The sequence below is a fragment of the Arthrobacter sorbitolis genome, from assembly GCF_054510995.1.
Genome location: NZ_JBTNDM010000002.1, coordinates 277,924 through 293,819 on the forward strand (window position 1 = coordinate 277,924; position 15,896 = coordinate 293,819).

Genomic DNA, 15,896 nt, shown 5'->3' on the forward strand with positions numbered 1-15,896 from the left:
GGTGGACACTGTCTGACTTTTCTTCGGCGAACCCCCGTGCCGACCGGTGCCGGGGAAGATGAGAAGAAAGCTCCTGTACTTCACATGACTACTTTTGCTGCCCTCGGTGTGCCCAAAGCGCTGGTCGAGAACCTCTCCGCGCAGGGGATCACCGAACCGTTCCCCATCCAGGTCAAGTCCCTCCCGGACTCCCTGGCCGGGCGCGACGTCCTCGGCCGCGGCCGCACCGGCTCGGGCAAGACCCTCGCCTTCGCGCTGCCGATGGTCACCCGCCTCGCCGAGCAGGAAGCGGCCTACCGCCGCAAGCCGGGACGGCCGCTGGCCCTCGTGCTCGCTCCCACGCGTGAGCTCGCCACCCAGATCAACGCCACGGTCGAGCCGCTCGCCCGGGAGCTCGGCCTCAACACCACGGTGATCTACGGCGGTGTGTCCCAGCAGCGCCAGGAGAAGGCGCTCCGTGCCGGCGTCGACATCGTCATCGCCTGCCCCGGCCGCCTCGAGGACCTGATGCGCCAGAAGCTCATCACGCTCGAGTCCGTCGAGGTCACCATCCTCGACGAGGCGGACCACATGGCCGACCTTGGGTTCCTCCCCGTCGTGAAGAAGCTCCTCGACACCACGCCGAAGGACGGCCAGCGCCTGCTCTTCTCGGCCACGCTCGACAACGGCGTGGACAAGGTGGTCAACCGCTACATGACCAACCCCGTCACCCACTCGGTCGACGATCCGCAGGCCGCGGTCACCACCATGGAGCACCACGTGCTCATGGTCGGCGACCAGACGCAGAAGAAGCAGCTCATCGTGCAGCTCGCCTCGGGCACCGGACGCCGCCTGCTGTTCATGCGGACCAAGCACCACGCCCGCAAGCTCGCCAAGACCCTGACCGACGCCGGCATCCCCGCCGTCGACCTCCACGGCAACCTCTCCCAGAACGCCCGGGACCGGAACCTGGCCGAGTTCTCCTCGGGCGACGTGCGTGTCCTGGTCGCGACGGACGTCGCCGCCCGCGGCGTGCACGTGGACGACGTCGAGCTCGTGGTCCACGTGGATCCGCCCACGGAGCACAAGGCCTACCTGCACCGCTCGGGCCGCACGGCCCGCGCAGGATCCTCGGGAACCGTGGTCACGATCACCCTGCCCGAGCAGAAGTCCGAGGTGCAGAAGCTGATGAAGGCCGCAGGCGTCGACGTCGCCTTCGAGACCGTTAAGGCGACCTCCCCGCTCGTCCAGTCCCTGATCGGCGACCTCGCGGACAAGATCGATCCCCGCACCCGGGCCGCGCTCCTCGCATCCCGCGAATCGGCGCGTGGCGAGGGCACCTCGACCGGCGCGAACGCCGAGCGCAAGCGCGCCCGCCGTGGCACGGCAGCCCCGGCTGCCGGAGGCCGTGGAGGACGGGGTGGACGCGGACGCGTCTCCGCCGAGCCCCAGTCGGCGCAGGGCAATCGCGCCGACCGCCGCAAGGACCAGCCGCAGGCGCCCCGCTTCGGGTCCGACGCCGGTGCCGCCCCGAAGACCGGTGGTTCCCGCCGTCGCGCCGACGAGCCCCGCACCGCCTCGGAGACCTCGACGCGCAGCCGTCGTCCCGCCTCCGGCCAGCGCGTCGGCGACGCCGTCCGCAGGCCTGCCGCAGGAGCCCCCGCGGCAGGCGGCCAGCGGAGTCACGCGCCGTCGTCGGCCCCGCGGACCGAGGGCGCACGCCGCGCCGCCGGCGCCCGCAGGGCGAGCGCGCCCGCGTCGAACGACCGCCGCACCCGCTAGCAATCCTGCCGCCCGACGCGGCCGCGCACGTCGAGGACCCCTACCCGGAAGGGTGGGGGTCCTTCCCGTTCCCGGAAGGGGTGCGTTGCCGCGGCTCGTACGGGACAATGGGCGGATGAGCGCAATCCTGAACGTCATCTGGCTTCTGTTCGGCGGCATCTGGCTCGCCCTGGGGTACTTCGCGGCGGGGATCATCTGCTGCCTGCTGATCGTGACCATCCCGTTCGGCGTCGCCTCGTTCAGGATCGGCATGTACGCGCTGTGGCCCTTCGGCCAGACCGTCGTGAACCGGGGCGGGCCGACGAACGGCTTCGCCGCGGTCGGGAACGTCATCTGGCTCCTCGTCGCGGGGATCTGGATCGCGATCGGCCACGTGCTCACGGCCATCCCGATGTTCGCCAGCATCATCGGCATCCCCCTCGGGATCGCCAACCTCAAGCTCATCCCGGTGTCCCTCGCGCCGCTCGGCAAGGTGATCGTCCCGTCGTCGGGCACCTACCTGCCCACCTACCGCTGAGTCCTGCCGCTGAGTCCTGCCGCTGAGTCCTGCCACGGTGACACCCGGTCAGCCGTCCGCTTCCAGCCGGGGCGTCCGCGGTGGTGCGACGCGCCGGGCCGTGCCGGTGCGTTCGAAGGCGGCCGCCAGCTCGAGCAGGCCCGTGTCGGCATAGGCGGGCCCGGCGAAGGTCAGGCCGACCGGCATCCGCAGGTCCTCGAGCAGTCCCATGGGTACGGTGACCGTCGGGATACCCAGGTGCCGTGGGACGAGGTTCCCGTTGGACACCCAGACACCGTTGCGCCAGGCGATGTCCGCCGACGCGGGGTTCCGGTCGCTGTCCGCGGGTCCGATGTCCGCGGCCGCCGGGAAGATCACGGCGTCGAGCCCGTGCTGCTCCATCCACAGGTCGAGGTCCAGCCGCCGGGTCTCCTCGAGTCCTCGCAGTCCCTCCTCGAGATGCGGGATGTCCGTCAGTCCGTCGATGGCGTGCTCGCGGACGTGCGCCGGGTACCCGGTGATGTCGTCGTCGAACCCGTGGTAGCGGTCCGGGAGGGCGCCCTCCGGCGGGGGGAAGATCGTCGACCCGTCGACATCGGCGAGGCCGGAGAGCGCGGGGTCGCCGTTGGCTTGTAGGAAGTCGTGCCACGCCCACGCGGACAGATCCGTGATCTCCCGGCGCATGAAGTCCTCACTCACGAGGCCGCGGGAGGAGAGGGTCGGTGCTCCCGGGCGATCACCTTCGTAGTTGGAGACGACGGGGAAGTCGACCTCGACCACCTCAGCCCCTGCGTCCTCGAGGTCGCGGCGTGCGGCCTCCCAGAGCGCGATGACCGACGGGCGCGTGGAGATCCGCTGCCCGGTGGGTCCGCCGATGCCCGGCGCCTCGCCCGTCCCGGCGTCCGGGTCCGCGTTGATGTACATGCGGGGGACACCGAAGCGTCTGCCGGCGAGTACCCGGCGCGCGTCGTCGATGCTGCCCGGGCGGAGGGCGGGGTAGGAGGCGGGCCGGAGTTCCGACGCCGGGGGGATGGGGAGCCAGGGCTGCGCCCTCCAGAAGTCTCCGCGCGTCTCCGCGTCGTCGGCGACGATGACGTCGAGGACCTCGAGGAGGTCCGCCATGGTCCGGGTGTGCGGGACGACGACGTCCATGGTGGGGACGAGGGGCCAGTTGCCGCGCACGGAGATGACCCCGCGGGACGGGGTGTAGGCGCACAGCCCGTTGTTGGAGGCGGGTGCCCGGCCCGAGGACCACGTCTCCTCGGCCAGGCCGAAGGCGGCGAAGCACGCGGCCGTCGCCGTCCCCGAGCCGTTCGAGGATCCGGAGGCGAAGGCAGCGGTGAGGTAGCCGGCGTTGTAGGGGCTCTCGGCCCGGCCGTAGAGCCCGCGCTGCATGCCCCCGTTGGCCATGGGCGGCATGTTGGTGAGGCCGATCAGGACAGCTCCGGCGCCGCGGAGACGCTCGATGGTGAACGCGTCGCGCCGGGCGACCAGATCCCGGAAGGCGGGGGACCCGGCCGCGACGGTGAGGCCCTCGACCTGGTAGCTGTCCTTGGCCGTGTAGGGGATGCCGTCCAGCGGCCCGAGCAGCTTGCCCTCGGCACGGCGGCGGTCCGACGCGCGCGCCTCGTCCGGTGCATCGGGATTCATTACGACGACGGAGTTCAGCCGGGGGCCGTCCCGGTCGAACGCCTCGATCCGGCGGAGGTAGGCGGTGACGAGCTCCTGGCTGGTCGCCGTGCCCGTTTCGAGGGCTTCCCTCAGCTCCGCGAGACTCGCCTCCACCACGTCGAAGCCCATCAGGCACCGCCCGTGCCCCGTGGGGCAGGTTGCTGCTGCGTGATGCAGTGGATGCCGCCGCCGAAGGCGAAGATGTCCCGGGCGTCGACGAGTTCGACGGTCCGGCCCGGGTACGCCTCCTGCAGGATCGCCGCGGCGACCACGTCGTTGGGGTCGTCGAAGGCGCAGAGCACCACCACACCGTTGGCGACGTAGTGGTTGATGTAGGACCAGTCGACGATCCCGTCGTCGTCGTGGGTGACGGTGGGCGCCGGTACGTCGATGATCGACAGGGGGCGGCCGTCGGCGTCGACGGCCGCTTCGAGTTCCCTCCTGAGGAGACGGGTCACGTCATGGTCCGGATGCCCCGGATCGTCCTGCCGGTGGAGGAGGACCGATCCCGCGGGGGTGAAGGCGGCGACGATGTCGACGTGCCCCCGGGTGCCGAACTCCCCGTAGTCACGGGTCAGGCCCCGGGACAGCCAGACGGCGTGGCGGGTGCCGAGCCGGGCGTGGATCTCGGCCTCGACGGATTCCCTCGTCGCCCCTGGGTTGCGGCCCGGATCCAGCTGGACGGTCTCCGTCAGCAGCACGGTGCCGCGTCCGTCCACGTGGAAGCCGCCACCCTCGTTGACGAGTCCGCTGCCGAGGGCCGGTACTCCGGCCAGGTCCGCCACCGCGCGTCCCACGTGCCGATCCCTGGCCCAGGCCGCCCAGTGCTGGGCGCCCCACCCGTTGAACACCCAGTCGACGCCGGCGACCGCGCCGCCCGGACCGTGGACGAAGGTGGGGCCGGAGTCGCGCAGCCACGCATCGTCCAGTGGAGCCGATCCGATCGCGACGGTTCCTCCGAGGAGCGCCGTCGCCGCCTCGGTGTCCGCGGGATCGGCGAGGACCGTCACCGGCTCGTAGCGGGAGATGGTCCGCGCGACGCGCGCCCAGGCGGTCCGTGCCCGCTGCAGGGTGTCACTGCCGGGGCGCCCGAAGGTGTCGTTCGCGGGAGGGAAGGCCATCCAGGTGCGGTCGTGGGGCTCCCACTCCGCGGGCATCCCCTGCGTTCCCGGGTCGGCGGCTGCCTCGACTGTGAGGGACGTGCTGTCGTGCTGTCGGGAGTTCACTGCGGTTCCTTCGGATCGGGGGGGTGTCGGGACGGCGCCGGGGAGTGTCGGGACGGCGCCGGGGGCTGCCGGGAGGCTCGTCAGTCGTCGAGGACGAGCGACGACGAGTCGCGCGTCAGGGTCCGGCCGCGGAAGAAGTCGGGGCTGCGCCGGTGGACGACGAGCATGACGACGGCGCCGGCCACGAGGATGCCGATGCCGATGACGAAGACGAGGCCGACACCGAGGACTTCGGATCCGCTGCCGAACGCCGGGTCCCAGCTGTCCACGGCCGTCTGGAGGAAGACGACGAGAAGTCCGATCCCGCCGAGGAGGGGCGCGCAGAGCCGGTAGGCCACGTTCCGGATGCTGCTGAACAGCGAGTCCCTGAAGTACCAGACGCAGGCGAGGGCGGTCAGCCCGTAGTAGAAGCAGATCATCAGGCCGAGCGCCTGGATGGTGTCGTTGAGGACGTTCTCGCTGATGAGGCGCATCAGGACGTAGAACGCTGCCGAGACGGCGCCCGCGAAGACCGTCGCGTAGACGGGCGAGTTGAAGCGTGTGCTCACTCCCGCGAACCGGCCCGGCAGGGCACGGTAGTAGCCCATGGCGAGCAGTGTGCGGGCGGGCGAGACGAAGGTCGACTGCAGCGACGCCCCGCAGCTCGAGAGGACGGCCAGCGACAGGAGGATCGCGAACGGGCCCATCACGGGGGCAGCGAGACCGGTGAACACGTTCTCGGAGTTCTCCGGGTTGTTCAGCCCGATCCCAGTGTCACCGATGCCGGCGAACATCACGGTGGCGATCGACCCGAGGAGGTAGATCACGAGGACGGCGACCGCCACGACCGTGGCGGCCAGACCCGACGTCCTGCGGCCGTCCGTGGCCTCCTCGCTCACGGTGAGGCAGACGTCCCAGCCCCAGAACGCGAAGATGGAGAGCGACAGGCCGGCGGCGAAGGCGGAGAAGCTCTCGATCCCGAACGGGTTGAACCACTCCCAGCTGAAGGCGAGGCCCGAGGCGTTGCCTGCCGCGATCCGCGCGAACGCCTGGACGGTGTACCAGGCGAGGACGAGCAGCTGGAAGCCGACGAGGACGTACTGCACCGTGCGCGTGGTGCGGATGCCCCGGCAGGACACCCAGACCGCTGCCCCCATGAAGACCAGGCAGGTGACGATGTTGACGGCCTTGTTCGAGGTCAGGTCGGCGAGCGATGCGTTCCCGGTGAGTTGCCCGAGGAACAGGTAGAAGAAGTCCACGGCCACGCCGGCCAGGTTGGACAGGACGATGATGTTCGCCGCGAGCAGGCCCCACCCGCCCATCCATCCCACGAAGGGGCCGAAGGCCTTCGTGACCCAGGTGAAGGTGGTCCCGCTGTCCGGCGAGTCGGCGTTGAGTTCCTTGTAGGCGAGGGCGACGAGGAACATGGGGACGAACCCGACGAGGAAGATGGCCGGCAGGTGGACCCCGACCTCCGCGACCGTGAGGCCCAGCGTGCTGGTCAGGACGTAGGCCGGCGCGATCGTCGAGATGCCGATGACGACGATGGCGAGCAGTCCGAGCTGGCCGCGGGCGAGGCCCTTCGGCGAGGTCGCCGTCCCGGCGGAGCCGGCTCCGGAGGTCGCGGTCCTACTGGGCGTCATGGGCACGATGGTCGGCCTTCCTTCGGCCGGCGGACGCGCCTCGTCGTCGACGAGTCCACCGGAGCGGGTGCGGCCGGCGGGATGTCCGATCGCAGGCGGGACGTGACCCGCACCTCAAAATGAATGGCATTCATTTACTCGGACCACTGTAGGGGGCATCCCCGGCTTTGGGAAGGGGCCGCCAGGGCCGGCTCGGCCCCGGGCATGAGGAAAGGCCGCCACCGACGACGCGGTGACGGCCCTCCCCGGTCCTGGCGAGCTAGGACCCGTTGGCGGCGGAGGACCCGCCGGAGCCGTTCATCCCGACCTTGTCCGCGTTCTTCAGCAGGTCGCCGAGCAGCGTGATGATGTCGAGGCCCGTCGTGTCCTTGACCAGCTGCGTGGTCTGGTGGACGCCGTTCGAGACGTTCTTGCTGAGCTGGCTCGCGCCGTCGTTCGAGACGACGGTCATGGTGTCGATCGCCGACATGGGGGCCGCGATCTCGCGGGCCATCGCCGGGAGGACCTCGAGGACCTTCGACAGGATGGCGGCCTGGTTGAACTTCTCGTAGGCCTCCGCCTGCGCCGCGATGCCGGCGGCCTCGGCCTTGCCGCGGGCCTCCGCGGACCCGGCCTCGGCGTCACCGCGGGACGCGATGACGGCGGCATCCGCACGGCCCCTGGCCTCGTTGATCGCTGCCTCGGCGGTGCCGCGTGCTGTGTTCGCCGCGGCGTCCGCCTCGGCCGCCACGCGGTCGCCCTCGGCGACGAGCTTGCGGCGTGAGAGGTCCACGCGGGCCTCGATCTCGCTCGCCTCGGACGCGCGGCGACGCTCCTCGAGCTTCGCGTCCGCCTGCTGGATGAGGCGGTACTTCTCGGCGTCGGCGGGCTTGCGCACCTCCGTGTCCAGTTCACGCTCCCGGAGTTCGGCACGCCGCTGGGCGACCTGCTGCTCCCGCATGATGACCTGCTCCTGCTGTTCGGCCTGCGCGAGCGGACCCGACGCGTCGGCACGCGCCTGGCGTGCGTCCGCCTCCTCCTTCAGCTCCGCGCGCCGGATGATCAGCTGCTGCTGCGCGAGGGCCACCTGCTCGTCCGACAGGGCCCGGGCCTGTTCGGACTCCTGCATGGAGCGCGCCTCGGCGATCTTGGCGTTGCGCTCGGCGAGGGCGGCCTCGGGCCGGCCGAGGTTCTTCAGGTACCCCGAGTCGTCGTCCACGGACTGGATCTGGAACGTGTCGATCTCCAGCCCCTGGTTGTGCATGGAGTGCTCCGCCTCCTCCTTGACGCTCTTGGCGAAGGTGGCGCGGTCCCGGATGATCGACTCGACCGTCAGGGTCCCCACGATGGAGCGCAGCGAGCCCGAGAGCGTCTCCTGCGTGTAGTGGTCGATGGCGTCCTGCTGGTTCAGGAAGCGCTGCGCCGCCTTCCGGACGGCGTCGGCGTCGCCGCCCACCTTCACCTGGGCGACACCCGTCAGGTGCAGCTTGATGCCGTTCTTGGAGATGCCCTCGATGCGCAGGGACACCTGCCGGGAGGCGAGGGACAGGGGATAGGCGCGCTGCGAGAACGGGTTGATGAAGATGCGGCCGAAGACGACGCGCTGGCTGTCGGGGTCCGGCTGCCCCTTGCTGTCCTTCGACGAGATGATGAGTGCCTGGTCCGGGCTGGCGATGTGCAGCGCCATGCGGGCGAGCACGATGGCGACGACGATGACGACGAGCAATACCACCGCGCCGATGATGAGCGGGATGAACGTGAGATCCACTGCGACCCTTTCAACGGTCTTCGAATTGCCTCCGGCGCACCTGGTGGGCGCCGGAGGATGATCAAGCTCCTGTCTTCACTGCGCTGATCCGACCCCCATGTCGTCGAAGTGGACGGGCCCGCATGCTGCGGGCCCGTGGTCCTAGGAAGCGGCTCCGGTGAGGAACGCCTGCAGGAGGGGACCGCCGGACGTGGACCCCAGTTCGCCCTCCTCGACGAAGACGGCGACGGCGAGGTCGCCCTGCAGGGCGACGACCCAGGCGTGGGTGCGCGGCGGGGTCTCGCTGCCGAACTCCGCGGTGCCCGTCTTGGCCAGGACGGGTTCGCCCGGCACGTCCTGGAGGAGCTGCGCGCCGCCCTGCTCGACGACGGCTGCCATCAGCGTCTTCAGCGTCGCGGACTCGGCAGCCGTGAACGCGCTCGGCGTCGCCGCCTCGGACGGTGCCGCAGCGGCCGACGGCCCCGCGTCGCCGGTCGGTGCGGCCGTCGCCGCTGCGCTCTCCGATCCGGGGTCCAGCTCGGTGGACTCGCCGGGTCCCAGGAGCGTGGGTGTGACGCGCGCACCGGCCCCCACGGAGGCGGCCATGGTGGCGAGCGAGAGAGGTGACACCAGGACCTCGCCCTGGCCGATCATGGCGGCGGCGTGGGCGGTGCCCTCCGCCTCGGCCGGTACGGAGCCGAAGAACGCGGGCGTGCCGATGCTCGCCTCGACCCCGATGCCGAGATCGGTGGCGGCTCCCGCGAGGTCCGCCTGGCTGATCCTGTCCCGCGCCGAGATGAACCCGGTGTTGCAGGACTGCGCGAAGGTCTCGAGGAGTGGGATGGTGCCGAGGAACCGGTCGGGGTAGGTGCCGGCATTGTTGAACATCCGGCCGTCCACCGTCACCTCCTCCGTGCACTCGGTGGGCGTCTCCGGGGTGAAGCCCTGCCGCAGGAGCGCGAGGCTCGTGGCCACCTTGAAGGTCGAGCCGGGCGGGTACTGGCCCAGGAGTGCGGTCTGCAGCCCGTCGCTGCCCGGGCCGTTGGCGGCCGCGAGGATCTCGCCCGTGCTGGGCCGGATGGCCACGATGGACGACGCCGAGGGTTCGTCGGCGAGCACGTCCTCGCCGAGGCTCTGCAGCCGGGGATCGAGCGTGGTCGCGAGGTCGTCGCCGTCCACGGCCGGCCGGGCGAACAGGCGCTGGGTGGGCGTTGCCGGCGCGTCGACCGGCGCGGCATGGACCTCCACGCCGGGCGTCCCGGCGAGCCGGGCGTTGTGCTGCAGCTGCAGGCCTCCGAGGCCCGTGATGTCCCCGGCCGCGACGGCGCCGCCGGACTGTTCCACGAGTTCCTCGGTCGCCTCACCGACACTCCCGAGCAGCTCCCGGGCGAAGGTGCGGGTCGGCCCGAGTTCGAGCGTGTCCGCCTGCCGCAAGGCGCCCGGGATGGCATCGATCTGCGCGTCCGTCACGGTGCGGGTGGCGTCGTCGCGCAACACGAGGGCCACCACGAAGGCCTCGGCGCCCGCCTCCGCGACCTGCTGTCCGTAGTCGGCGGGGTCCAGCTCGAGCAGCGTCGCGAGCAACCGCGCGGACGCTGCCTGCTGGTCCGCGGGGACGAGCGTCTTGTCGATCCCGACCCGGAGGACGGGGCGCTGGGTGACGATGACCTCGCCACGTGCCCCGGTGATGTCCCCGCGGTCGCCCGGGACACGGGTCAGCGTCAGCTTCTCCCGGGGCAGGAGGTCCGGGACGAACACCGAGGGGTCCCAGGCGGCCTGCCAGACGTCCTCGACGCGCGTCAGGTCCGCCGTCGTGCTGTAGGTCCAGTCGGAATCGGTGGCGTCGAGGTCCCAGACGTAGTCGAGGGTCGCCGTCGCGCTGTCCTCGCCCGTCTCCTCGACGCCGGCCACCGTGACCTGCGGAGCCCCGGGCGCGAAGCCGTCGGTGATCGCGGCGAGCTCGCCCGTCACCGCTGACGCCTCGGCGGAGGCGAACGTCGATTCCCCGACGTCGAGCCGGCCGAGGCCCTCGGCCAGCGTGCGGGCCGCGTCGTCCGCCGTCGGGCGTGCGTCGGTGCAGGCCGCGAGACTCACGGCGAGGAGGGCGGTGGTCAGCACGGACGTGGCGCGGTGAAGTTTCCCCATACGGCTCATTATGTCCGAGGCGGCCGTTTCGGCCGGCTCTTCGGCCCGCCGGGGCGTCGCGGGGGCCCGGGACGCGGCGTACCATTCGAGGTCCACGACCCACGGGGGCAGCGATGCACATCGATGCGCGGACACTCGACGACGCCGTGGCGCGGAACGCGTTCACGGGCGTCGCCACGGTGGACACCGGGGAGCGCCGGACCCTGGAACGCTGCGAGGGCTTCGTGCACCGGGGTTTCCGGGTGCCGATGACGGCGGACCTACGGATCGCGATCGCCAGCGGCAGCAAGGCGTTCACGGCCCTCGCCGTCCTGCGCCTGGTGGAGGACGGACGGCTGCGGCTCGAGCAGCGGGTTCGCGACCTGCTGGGGGACGCCCTGCCGCTGATCGCGGACACCGTGACGGTCGAGCACCTGCTGACGCACACCTCGGGTATCGGCGACTACCTGGACGAGAGCGCCGACTGGGAGGCCTCCGACTACGTGCTCACCGTCCCCGTGCACACGCTCACCACGGCCGAGGCCTTTTTACCGCTGCTCGACGGGCACCCGCAGCAGTTCGCCCCCGGTGAGCGGTTCGCCTACTGCAACGGCGGCTACGTGGTGCTGGCGATCCTCCTGGAACGGGTCACCGGGACGACCTATCACGACGCCGTCCGGAAGTTCGTCCTCGACCCCGCGGGCCTCGGGCGCACCGGGTTCCTCCCGCTGAACGACCTGCCGGCCGACGCGGCGCCCGGCTACGTCCTCGACGACGGCGACCTGATGAACACGCTGCACCTGCCGGTGCTCGGCACCGGCGACGGCGGGGCGTTCACGACGGCCGCCGACCTGCACCGGTTCTGGCTCGCCTTCCTCGACGGACGCATCGTCGCGCGCGACACCGTCGCGGAGATGATCCGCCCTCGCCACGACGTCCCGGAGGAGGGGCTGCGCTACGGGATGGGCTTCTGGCTGCATGCGTCCCGGCCCGCGCTCGTCCTCGAGGGCTACGACGCCGGGGTGTCCTTCCGCTCCACGCACATCATCGGCACGCGGACCACGGTGAGCGTGCTGGGCAACAGCTCCGAGGGTGCGTGGCCCGTCATCCGGGCGCTCGCTGCCGCGATCGATGCGGGGCCCGGATAGCAGGGAATGCCCGGCCGCTCCCCAAAGTTGAGTCAAGTACACTCAAGGTGATCGCATTCCCCTGCGTCCGACCAGAAAGGATCCGCCCGTGGACACCAATTTCACCACCAAGAGCCGTGAGGTGCTGTCGGCTGCCGCTATGAATGCCTCCACGGCGGGCAACGCGCAGATCGAGACGCCGCACTTCCTCAAGGCGCTGCTCGACCAGCGGGAGGGCGTCGCCGTGGCGCTCCTTCGGGCTGCCGGTGCGGACCCCGACACCGTCAGCGTGCAGGCGAGCTCCTCGATCAGGGCACTGCCGTCGTCGTCGGGCTCCTCCGTGGCGCAGCCGCAGTTCTCCCGCGGCGCCCTGCAGCTCGTCAACGCCGCGAAGGAGGAGGCCGAGACGCTGGGGGACCAGTTCGTCTCCACCGAGCACCTCCTGCTGGCGCTCGCCTCCGACGCCGGAGCCGCGGGCGGCATCCTCCGGTCGGCCGGACTCACGCGGGAGGCCCTCGCCGCCGCGCTGCCCGGCGTGCGGGGAGACCGGCGCGTGACCTCGCCGGATCCCGAGAACACCTTCCAGGCCCTCGAGAAGTTCGGCGTCGACCTGACCGAGGTGGCCCGCAGCGGCAAGCTCGATCCCGTCATCGGCCGCGACGCGGAGATCCGCCGCGTGGTCCAGGTGCTCAGCCGCCGCACCAAGAACAACCCCGTCCTGATCGGCGAACCCGGCGTGGGCAAGACCGCCGTCGTCGAGGGCCTGGCCCAGCGCATGGTCGCCGGGGACGTCCCCGAGTCGCTCCGGGGGAAGCGGCTCATCAGCCTCGACCTCGGCTCCATGATCGCGGGCGCCAAGTACCGGGGGGAGTTCGAGGAGCGGCTGAAGGCAGTGCTCGAGGAGATCCGCTCGTCCGACGGCCAGGTGGTGACCTTCATCGACGAACTCCACACCGTGGTCGGCGCGGGCGCATCCGAGGGCTCGATGGATGCCGGCAACATGCTCAAGCCCATGCTGGCGCGGGGCGAGCTGCGGCTCATCGGGGCGACGACGCTGGACGAGTACCGCGAGAACGTGGAGAAGGATCCGGCGCTGGAGCGCCGGTTCCAGCAGGTCTACGTCGGCGAGCCGTCGGTGACCGACACCGTCGGCATCCTGCGCGGCCTGAAGCAGCGCTACGAGGCGCACCACAAGGTCTCGATCGCCGACTCCGCGCTCGTCGCCGCCGCCACGCTGTCCTCCCGGTACATCCCGGGCCGGCAGCTCCCCGACAAGGCGATCGACCTCGTGGACGAGGCCGCCTCGCGCCTGCGCATGGAGATCGATTCCGCGCCGGTGGAGATCGACGAACTGCGCCGCTCCCTCGAGCGGATGCGCATGGAGGAGATGGCGCTGTCCCGCGAGAAGGACGAGGCGTCCCTCGAGCGGCTGCAGGCCCTGCGCGCCGAGATGGCGGACCGCCAGGAGGAGCTCGACGGGCTGAACGCACGGTGGGAGGCGGAGAAGGCGGGACTGAACCGCGTGGGTGACCTGAAGGCGTCCCTCGACGACCTGCGCTCACAGGCCGACCGCGCCCAGCGCGAGGGCGACCTCGAGACGGCGTCGCGCATCCTCTACGGCGAGATCCCGCAGGTGGAGCGCGAGCTGCGCGAGGCGCAGGCGGCGGAGGAGCAGACCGTCAGCGGACCCGAACTGATGGTGGCCGAGGAGGTCACGGCCCAGGACATCGCCGAGGTCATCTCCGCCTGGACGGGTATCCCCGCCGGGCGCATGCTGCAGGGCGAGAGCGAGAAGCTGTTGCGCATGGAGGAGGTGATCGGCGCACGCCTGATCGGCCAGCAGCAGGCCGTCTCGGCGGTGTCCGACGCCGTCCGCCGCGCGCGGGCCGGTGTCTCCGACCCGAACCGCCCCACCGGGTCCTTCCTGTTCCTCGGCCCCACGGGCGTGGGCAAGACGGAGCTCGCGAAGGCGCTCGCCGACTTCCTGTTCGACGACGAGCGCGCCATGGTCCGGATCGACATGTCCGAGTACTCGGAGAAGCACTCGGTGGCGCGCCTCGTGGGTGCGCCTCCGGGATACGTCGGCTACGAGGAGGGCGGGCAGCTCACCGAGGCGGTCCGGCGCCGGCCCTACAGCGTGGTGCTGTTCGACGAGGTGGAGAAGGCGCACCCCGAGGTCTTCGACCTGCTGCTGCAGGTGCTCGACGACGGGCGCCTCACCGACGGCCAGGGCCGCACGGTCGACTTCCGCAACGTCATCCTCGTCATGACCTCGAACCTCGGCTCGCAGTTCCTCGTGGATCCGTCGCTCGACGAGGCGGCGAAACGCGCCGCCGTAATGTCCGCCGTCAACGCGAACTTCCGGCCCGAGTTCCTGAACCGCCTCGACGACGTCGTGGTGTTCGACCCGCTGAGCCTCGACGAGCTCTCGCGGATCGTGGACCTGCAGGTCAGGGCGCTGGGCGACCGGCTCCACGACCGTCGGCTCGAGCTCGACGTCAGCGGGGCCGCGAGCGAGTGGCTGGCCCTCACCGGGTTCGACCCGGCGTACGGCGCGCGTCCCCTCCGGCGGCTCGTGCAGCGCGAGATCGGGGACCGGCTGGCCCGGGGCATCCTCGCGGGGGAGATCCTCGACGGCGATACCGTCGTGGTCGACCGTCCGGAGCCGGACGCCCTCGGTCCTGGCGACGCCGGTCCGGAGGCGGACGGCCTGGTGGTACGCGCCGCGCGGTAGCCCGGCAGCGATGCCGGGTGTCGGGAGGGGAGCCTCGGGACCCCCTCCCGACACCCGCATCGGCCCGGTCAGGGGCCGAGGAGGCTCCGACTCAGGGTGCCGCCGTCCTCGACGACGGCGAAGCAGTCCACGCGCCGGTCGCCGCCGGCCCACGTCTCGGTCGTCGGCGTGGCGCGGAGGAGGGTGACCTGCACGTCGCCGTCGATCGCGTCCGGGTCGATCCCGGACGAGGCGGTGGCGCATGCCGACTCGGCGCGCAGGCCGAGCTGGTCGCGGCCGGGGAACTCGGCGTCGTCCGGGTAGTTCTCACTCGCCACGAGTTGCGCGTTGTGGGGCGCCGAGCAGTCCACCCGTGCGGCGTCCTCGGTGATGTCCGTGAAGCCGGCCAGGCATTCGCCCGCGGCGAGCGAGGACGGGTCGACGCGGTCCTCGTCGTCGGTCCCGCCGAAAAGGGACACGATGAGCCAGACGAGGAGTCCGACGAGCACGACGACGCCGCCGATCACCAGCAGCAGGGGCAGGGCGCCGCCCTTCGTCCGGCTCCTATCACGCAGCGGCAGCCCCTCGCCGGGCTCGTCGCCGGGCGCCTCGGGGACCCCGTCGGTCCGGGCGGCGGTCGCGCCGCCGTCGACCAGTCCGACGCCGGGGGAACCGGCCGGCGTTCCGCTTTCTGAGCCGACTCCACTGCGTCCGGCAGGCCCCGCGCCGTCCCCCGCGCGGTCCCCTGTGCTGTTCCCTGCGCCGTTCGCTGTGCCGATGAAGGCCGGATCGGTGCCGGGGTAGAGGCCCGGGTGCCCGAGGCCCGGCTCGCCGCTCTCGGGCGGGAAGGCGTCCGGGCCGCCGTCCGGACCGTGGACGTCCCTGCCCCCGCCGTCCTCGCTGCCCTCGGGGTCCTCGGCGTTCTCACGATCTCCGCCGCGGGTGTCGCCTGCGCCGGTGTCGACTGTCGGGCCGACGGCGGTGCTGCCGGCACGGGTGTCACGGGCATCACCGGCCACGCCGCCCGCGGGTGCCGTACCGTCCGGGGAGACGCGGACGGCAGGGGTGTCGGCGGGCATCGGCCCGCCGACCAGCGTCCCGGTCCTCTCCGCCTCCGCGGCGACGGCCCGGGCTTCGGCGGCCGCCTCCTCGAGTGAGGCGGCTTCGGCGGTGTCCGTGCTGATCCGCGCCGGTTCGAGGGCCGGCTCCGCCAAGTCGAGGGCCTCGGGCGAGACCGACAGCTCCGGTTCGAGGGTGTCGGGTGAGACGTCGCCGTCGTCGAGGACGACGTCGTCGGGATCCACGACCGCCGGGTCCTCCTGCAGTCCCGGTTCGCCGGGTGCGGCACCGCGTGCGGACTCCCTCTGTGCCTGCTCCTCGTTGCTCATGGTGGGCCGCTGTCTCCTTGCATTCGTGAGGACTCGTGGCCG

10 protein-coding genes are annotated in these 15,896 nt (G+C 71.6%); 4 read left to right on the forward strand and 6 right to left on the reverse strand.

The genetic code is table 11. The features are described from left to right. Positions 1–84: 84 nt before the first annotated feature. A complete protein-coding gene (locus ACX80K_RS05985) occupies positions 85–1,761 on the forward strand; it encodes a DEAD/DEAH box helicase (RefSeq protein WP_459270957.1) in 1,677 nt (558 codons plus the stop codon). A 115-nt stretch (positions 1,762–1,876) separates the two neighbouring features. Further along, positions 1,877–2,278, forward strand: a complete 402-nt coding sequence (locus ACX80K_RS05990; RefSeq protein ID WP_459270958.1) for a YccF domain-containing protein — start codon at positions 1,877–1,879, stop codon at positions 2,276–2,278. A gap of 48 nt (positions 2,279–2,326) precedes the next feature. Here the strand turns inward: ACX80K_RS05990 and ACX80K_RS05995 are convergent, their stop codons facing one another. From ACX80K_RS05995 to ACX80K_RS06015, 5 genes are all read right to left on the reverse strand, one after another. After that, the gene (locus ACX80K_RS05995) at positions 2,327–4,057 is read right to left on the reverse strand and encodes an amidase (protein WP_459270959.1); all 1,731 of its coding nucleotides are present in this window, start codon (positions 4,055–4,057) and stop codon (positions 2,327–2,329) included. Next, positions 4,057–5,085, reverse strand: coding sequence for an agmatine deiminase family protein (locus ACX80K_RS06000; RefSeq protein ID WP_459271375.1), 1,029 nt, complete (start codon positions 5,083–5,085; stop codon positions 4,057–4,059). The genes ACX80K_RS05995 and ACX80K_RS06000 overlap by 1 nt, the downstream gene beginning before the upstream one ends. Positions 5,086–5,234: 149 nt before the next feature. Next, entirely contained in the window at positions 5,235–6,776 is a 1,542-nt protein-coding gene (locus tag ACX80K_RS06005; RefSeq protein WP_459270960.1) for an APC family permease, read from the reverse strand. Positions 6,777–7,035: 259 nt separating this feature from the next. Beyond that, on the reverse strand, positions 7,036–8,523 hold the full coding sequence (locus ACX80K_RS06010; RefSeq protein ID WP_459270961.1) for a flotillin family protein: 1,488 nt from the start codon (positions 8,521–8,523) through the stop codon (positions 7,036–7,038). 141 nt (positions 8,524–8,664) lie between these two features. Further along, positions 8,665–10,647 (reverse strand): penicillin-binding transpeptidase domain-containing protein, encoded by a 1,983-nt coding sequence (locus ACX80K_RS06015; RefSeq protein WP_459270962.1) that lies wholly within the window; start codon positions 10,645–10,647, stop codon positions 8,665–8,667. A gap of 113 nt (positions 10,648–10,760) precedes the next feature. Here ACX80K_RS06015 and ACX80K_RS06020 point away from each other — a divergent pair, with 113 nt between their 5' ends. Continuing rightward, positions 10,761–11,774 (forward strand): serine hydrolase domain-containing protein, encoded by a 1,014-nt coding sequence (locus ACX80K_RS06020; RefSeq protein WP_459270963.1) that lies wholly within the window; start codon positions 10,761–10,763, stop codon positions 11,772–11,774. An 88-nt stretch (positions 11,775–11,862) separates the two neighbouring features. Next, positions 11,863–14,487: an ATP-dependent chaperone ClpB gene (clpB, locus tag ACX80K_RS06025; RefSeq protein WP_459270964.1), complete on the forward strand. Its 2,625-nt coding sequence runs from the start codon at positions 11,863–11,865 to the stop codon at positions 14,485–14,487. Positions 14,488–14,555: 68 nt separating this feature from the next. On the opposite strand, the gene ACX80K_RS06030 is transcribed toward clpB, so the two are convergent. Then, on the reverse strand, positions 14,556–15,854 hold the full coding sequence (locus tag ACX80K_RS06030) for a septum formation family protein (protein WP_459270965.1): 1,299 nt from the start codon (positions 15,852–15,854) through the stop codon (positions 14,556–14,558). Between the last annotated feature and the right edge of the window lie 42 nt (positions 15,855–15,896).

Excerpts from the sequence above, each read along its gene's own strand:
- ACX80K_RS06020 (WP_459270963.1), top strand. The coding sequence starts at position 10,761 with ATGCACATCGATGCGCGGACACTCGACGACGCCGTGGCGCGGAACGCG.
- ACX80K_RS06015 (WP_459270962.1), bottom strand. The coding sequence starts at position 10,647 with ATGGGGAAACTTCACCGCGCCACGTCCGTGCTGACCACCGCCCTCCTC.
- ACX80K_RS05990 (WP_459270958.1), top strand. The coding sequence starts at position 1,877 with ATGAGCGCAATCCTGAACGTCATCTGGCTTCTGTTCGGCGGCATCTGG.
- ACX80K_RS05995 (WP_459270959.1), bottom strand. The coding sequence starts at position 4,057 with ATGGGCTTCGACGTGGTGGAGGCGAGTCTCGCGGAGCTGAGGGAAGCC.
- ACX80K_RS06005 (WP_459270960.1), bottom strand. The coding sequence starts at position 6,776 with ATGACGCCCAGTAGGACCGCGACCTCCGGAGCCGGCTCCGCCGGGACG.
- ACX80K_RS05985 (WP_459270957.1), top strand. The coding sequence starts at position 85 with ATGACTACTTTTGCTGCCCTCGGTGTGCCCAAAGCGCTGGTCGAGAAC.
- ACX80K_RS06000 (WP_459271375.1), bottom strand. The coding sequence starts at position 5,085 with ATGCCCGCGGAGTGGGAGCCCCACGACCGCACCTGGATGGCCTTCCCT.
- ACX80K_RS06030 (WP_459270965.1), bottom strand. The coding sequence starts at position 15,854 with ATGAGCAACGAGGAGCAGGCACAGAGGGAGTCCGCACGCGGTGCCGCA.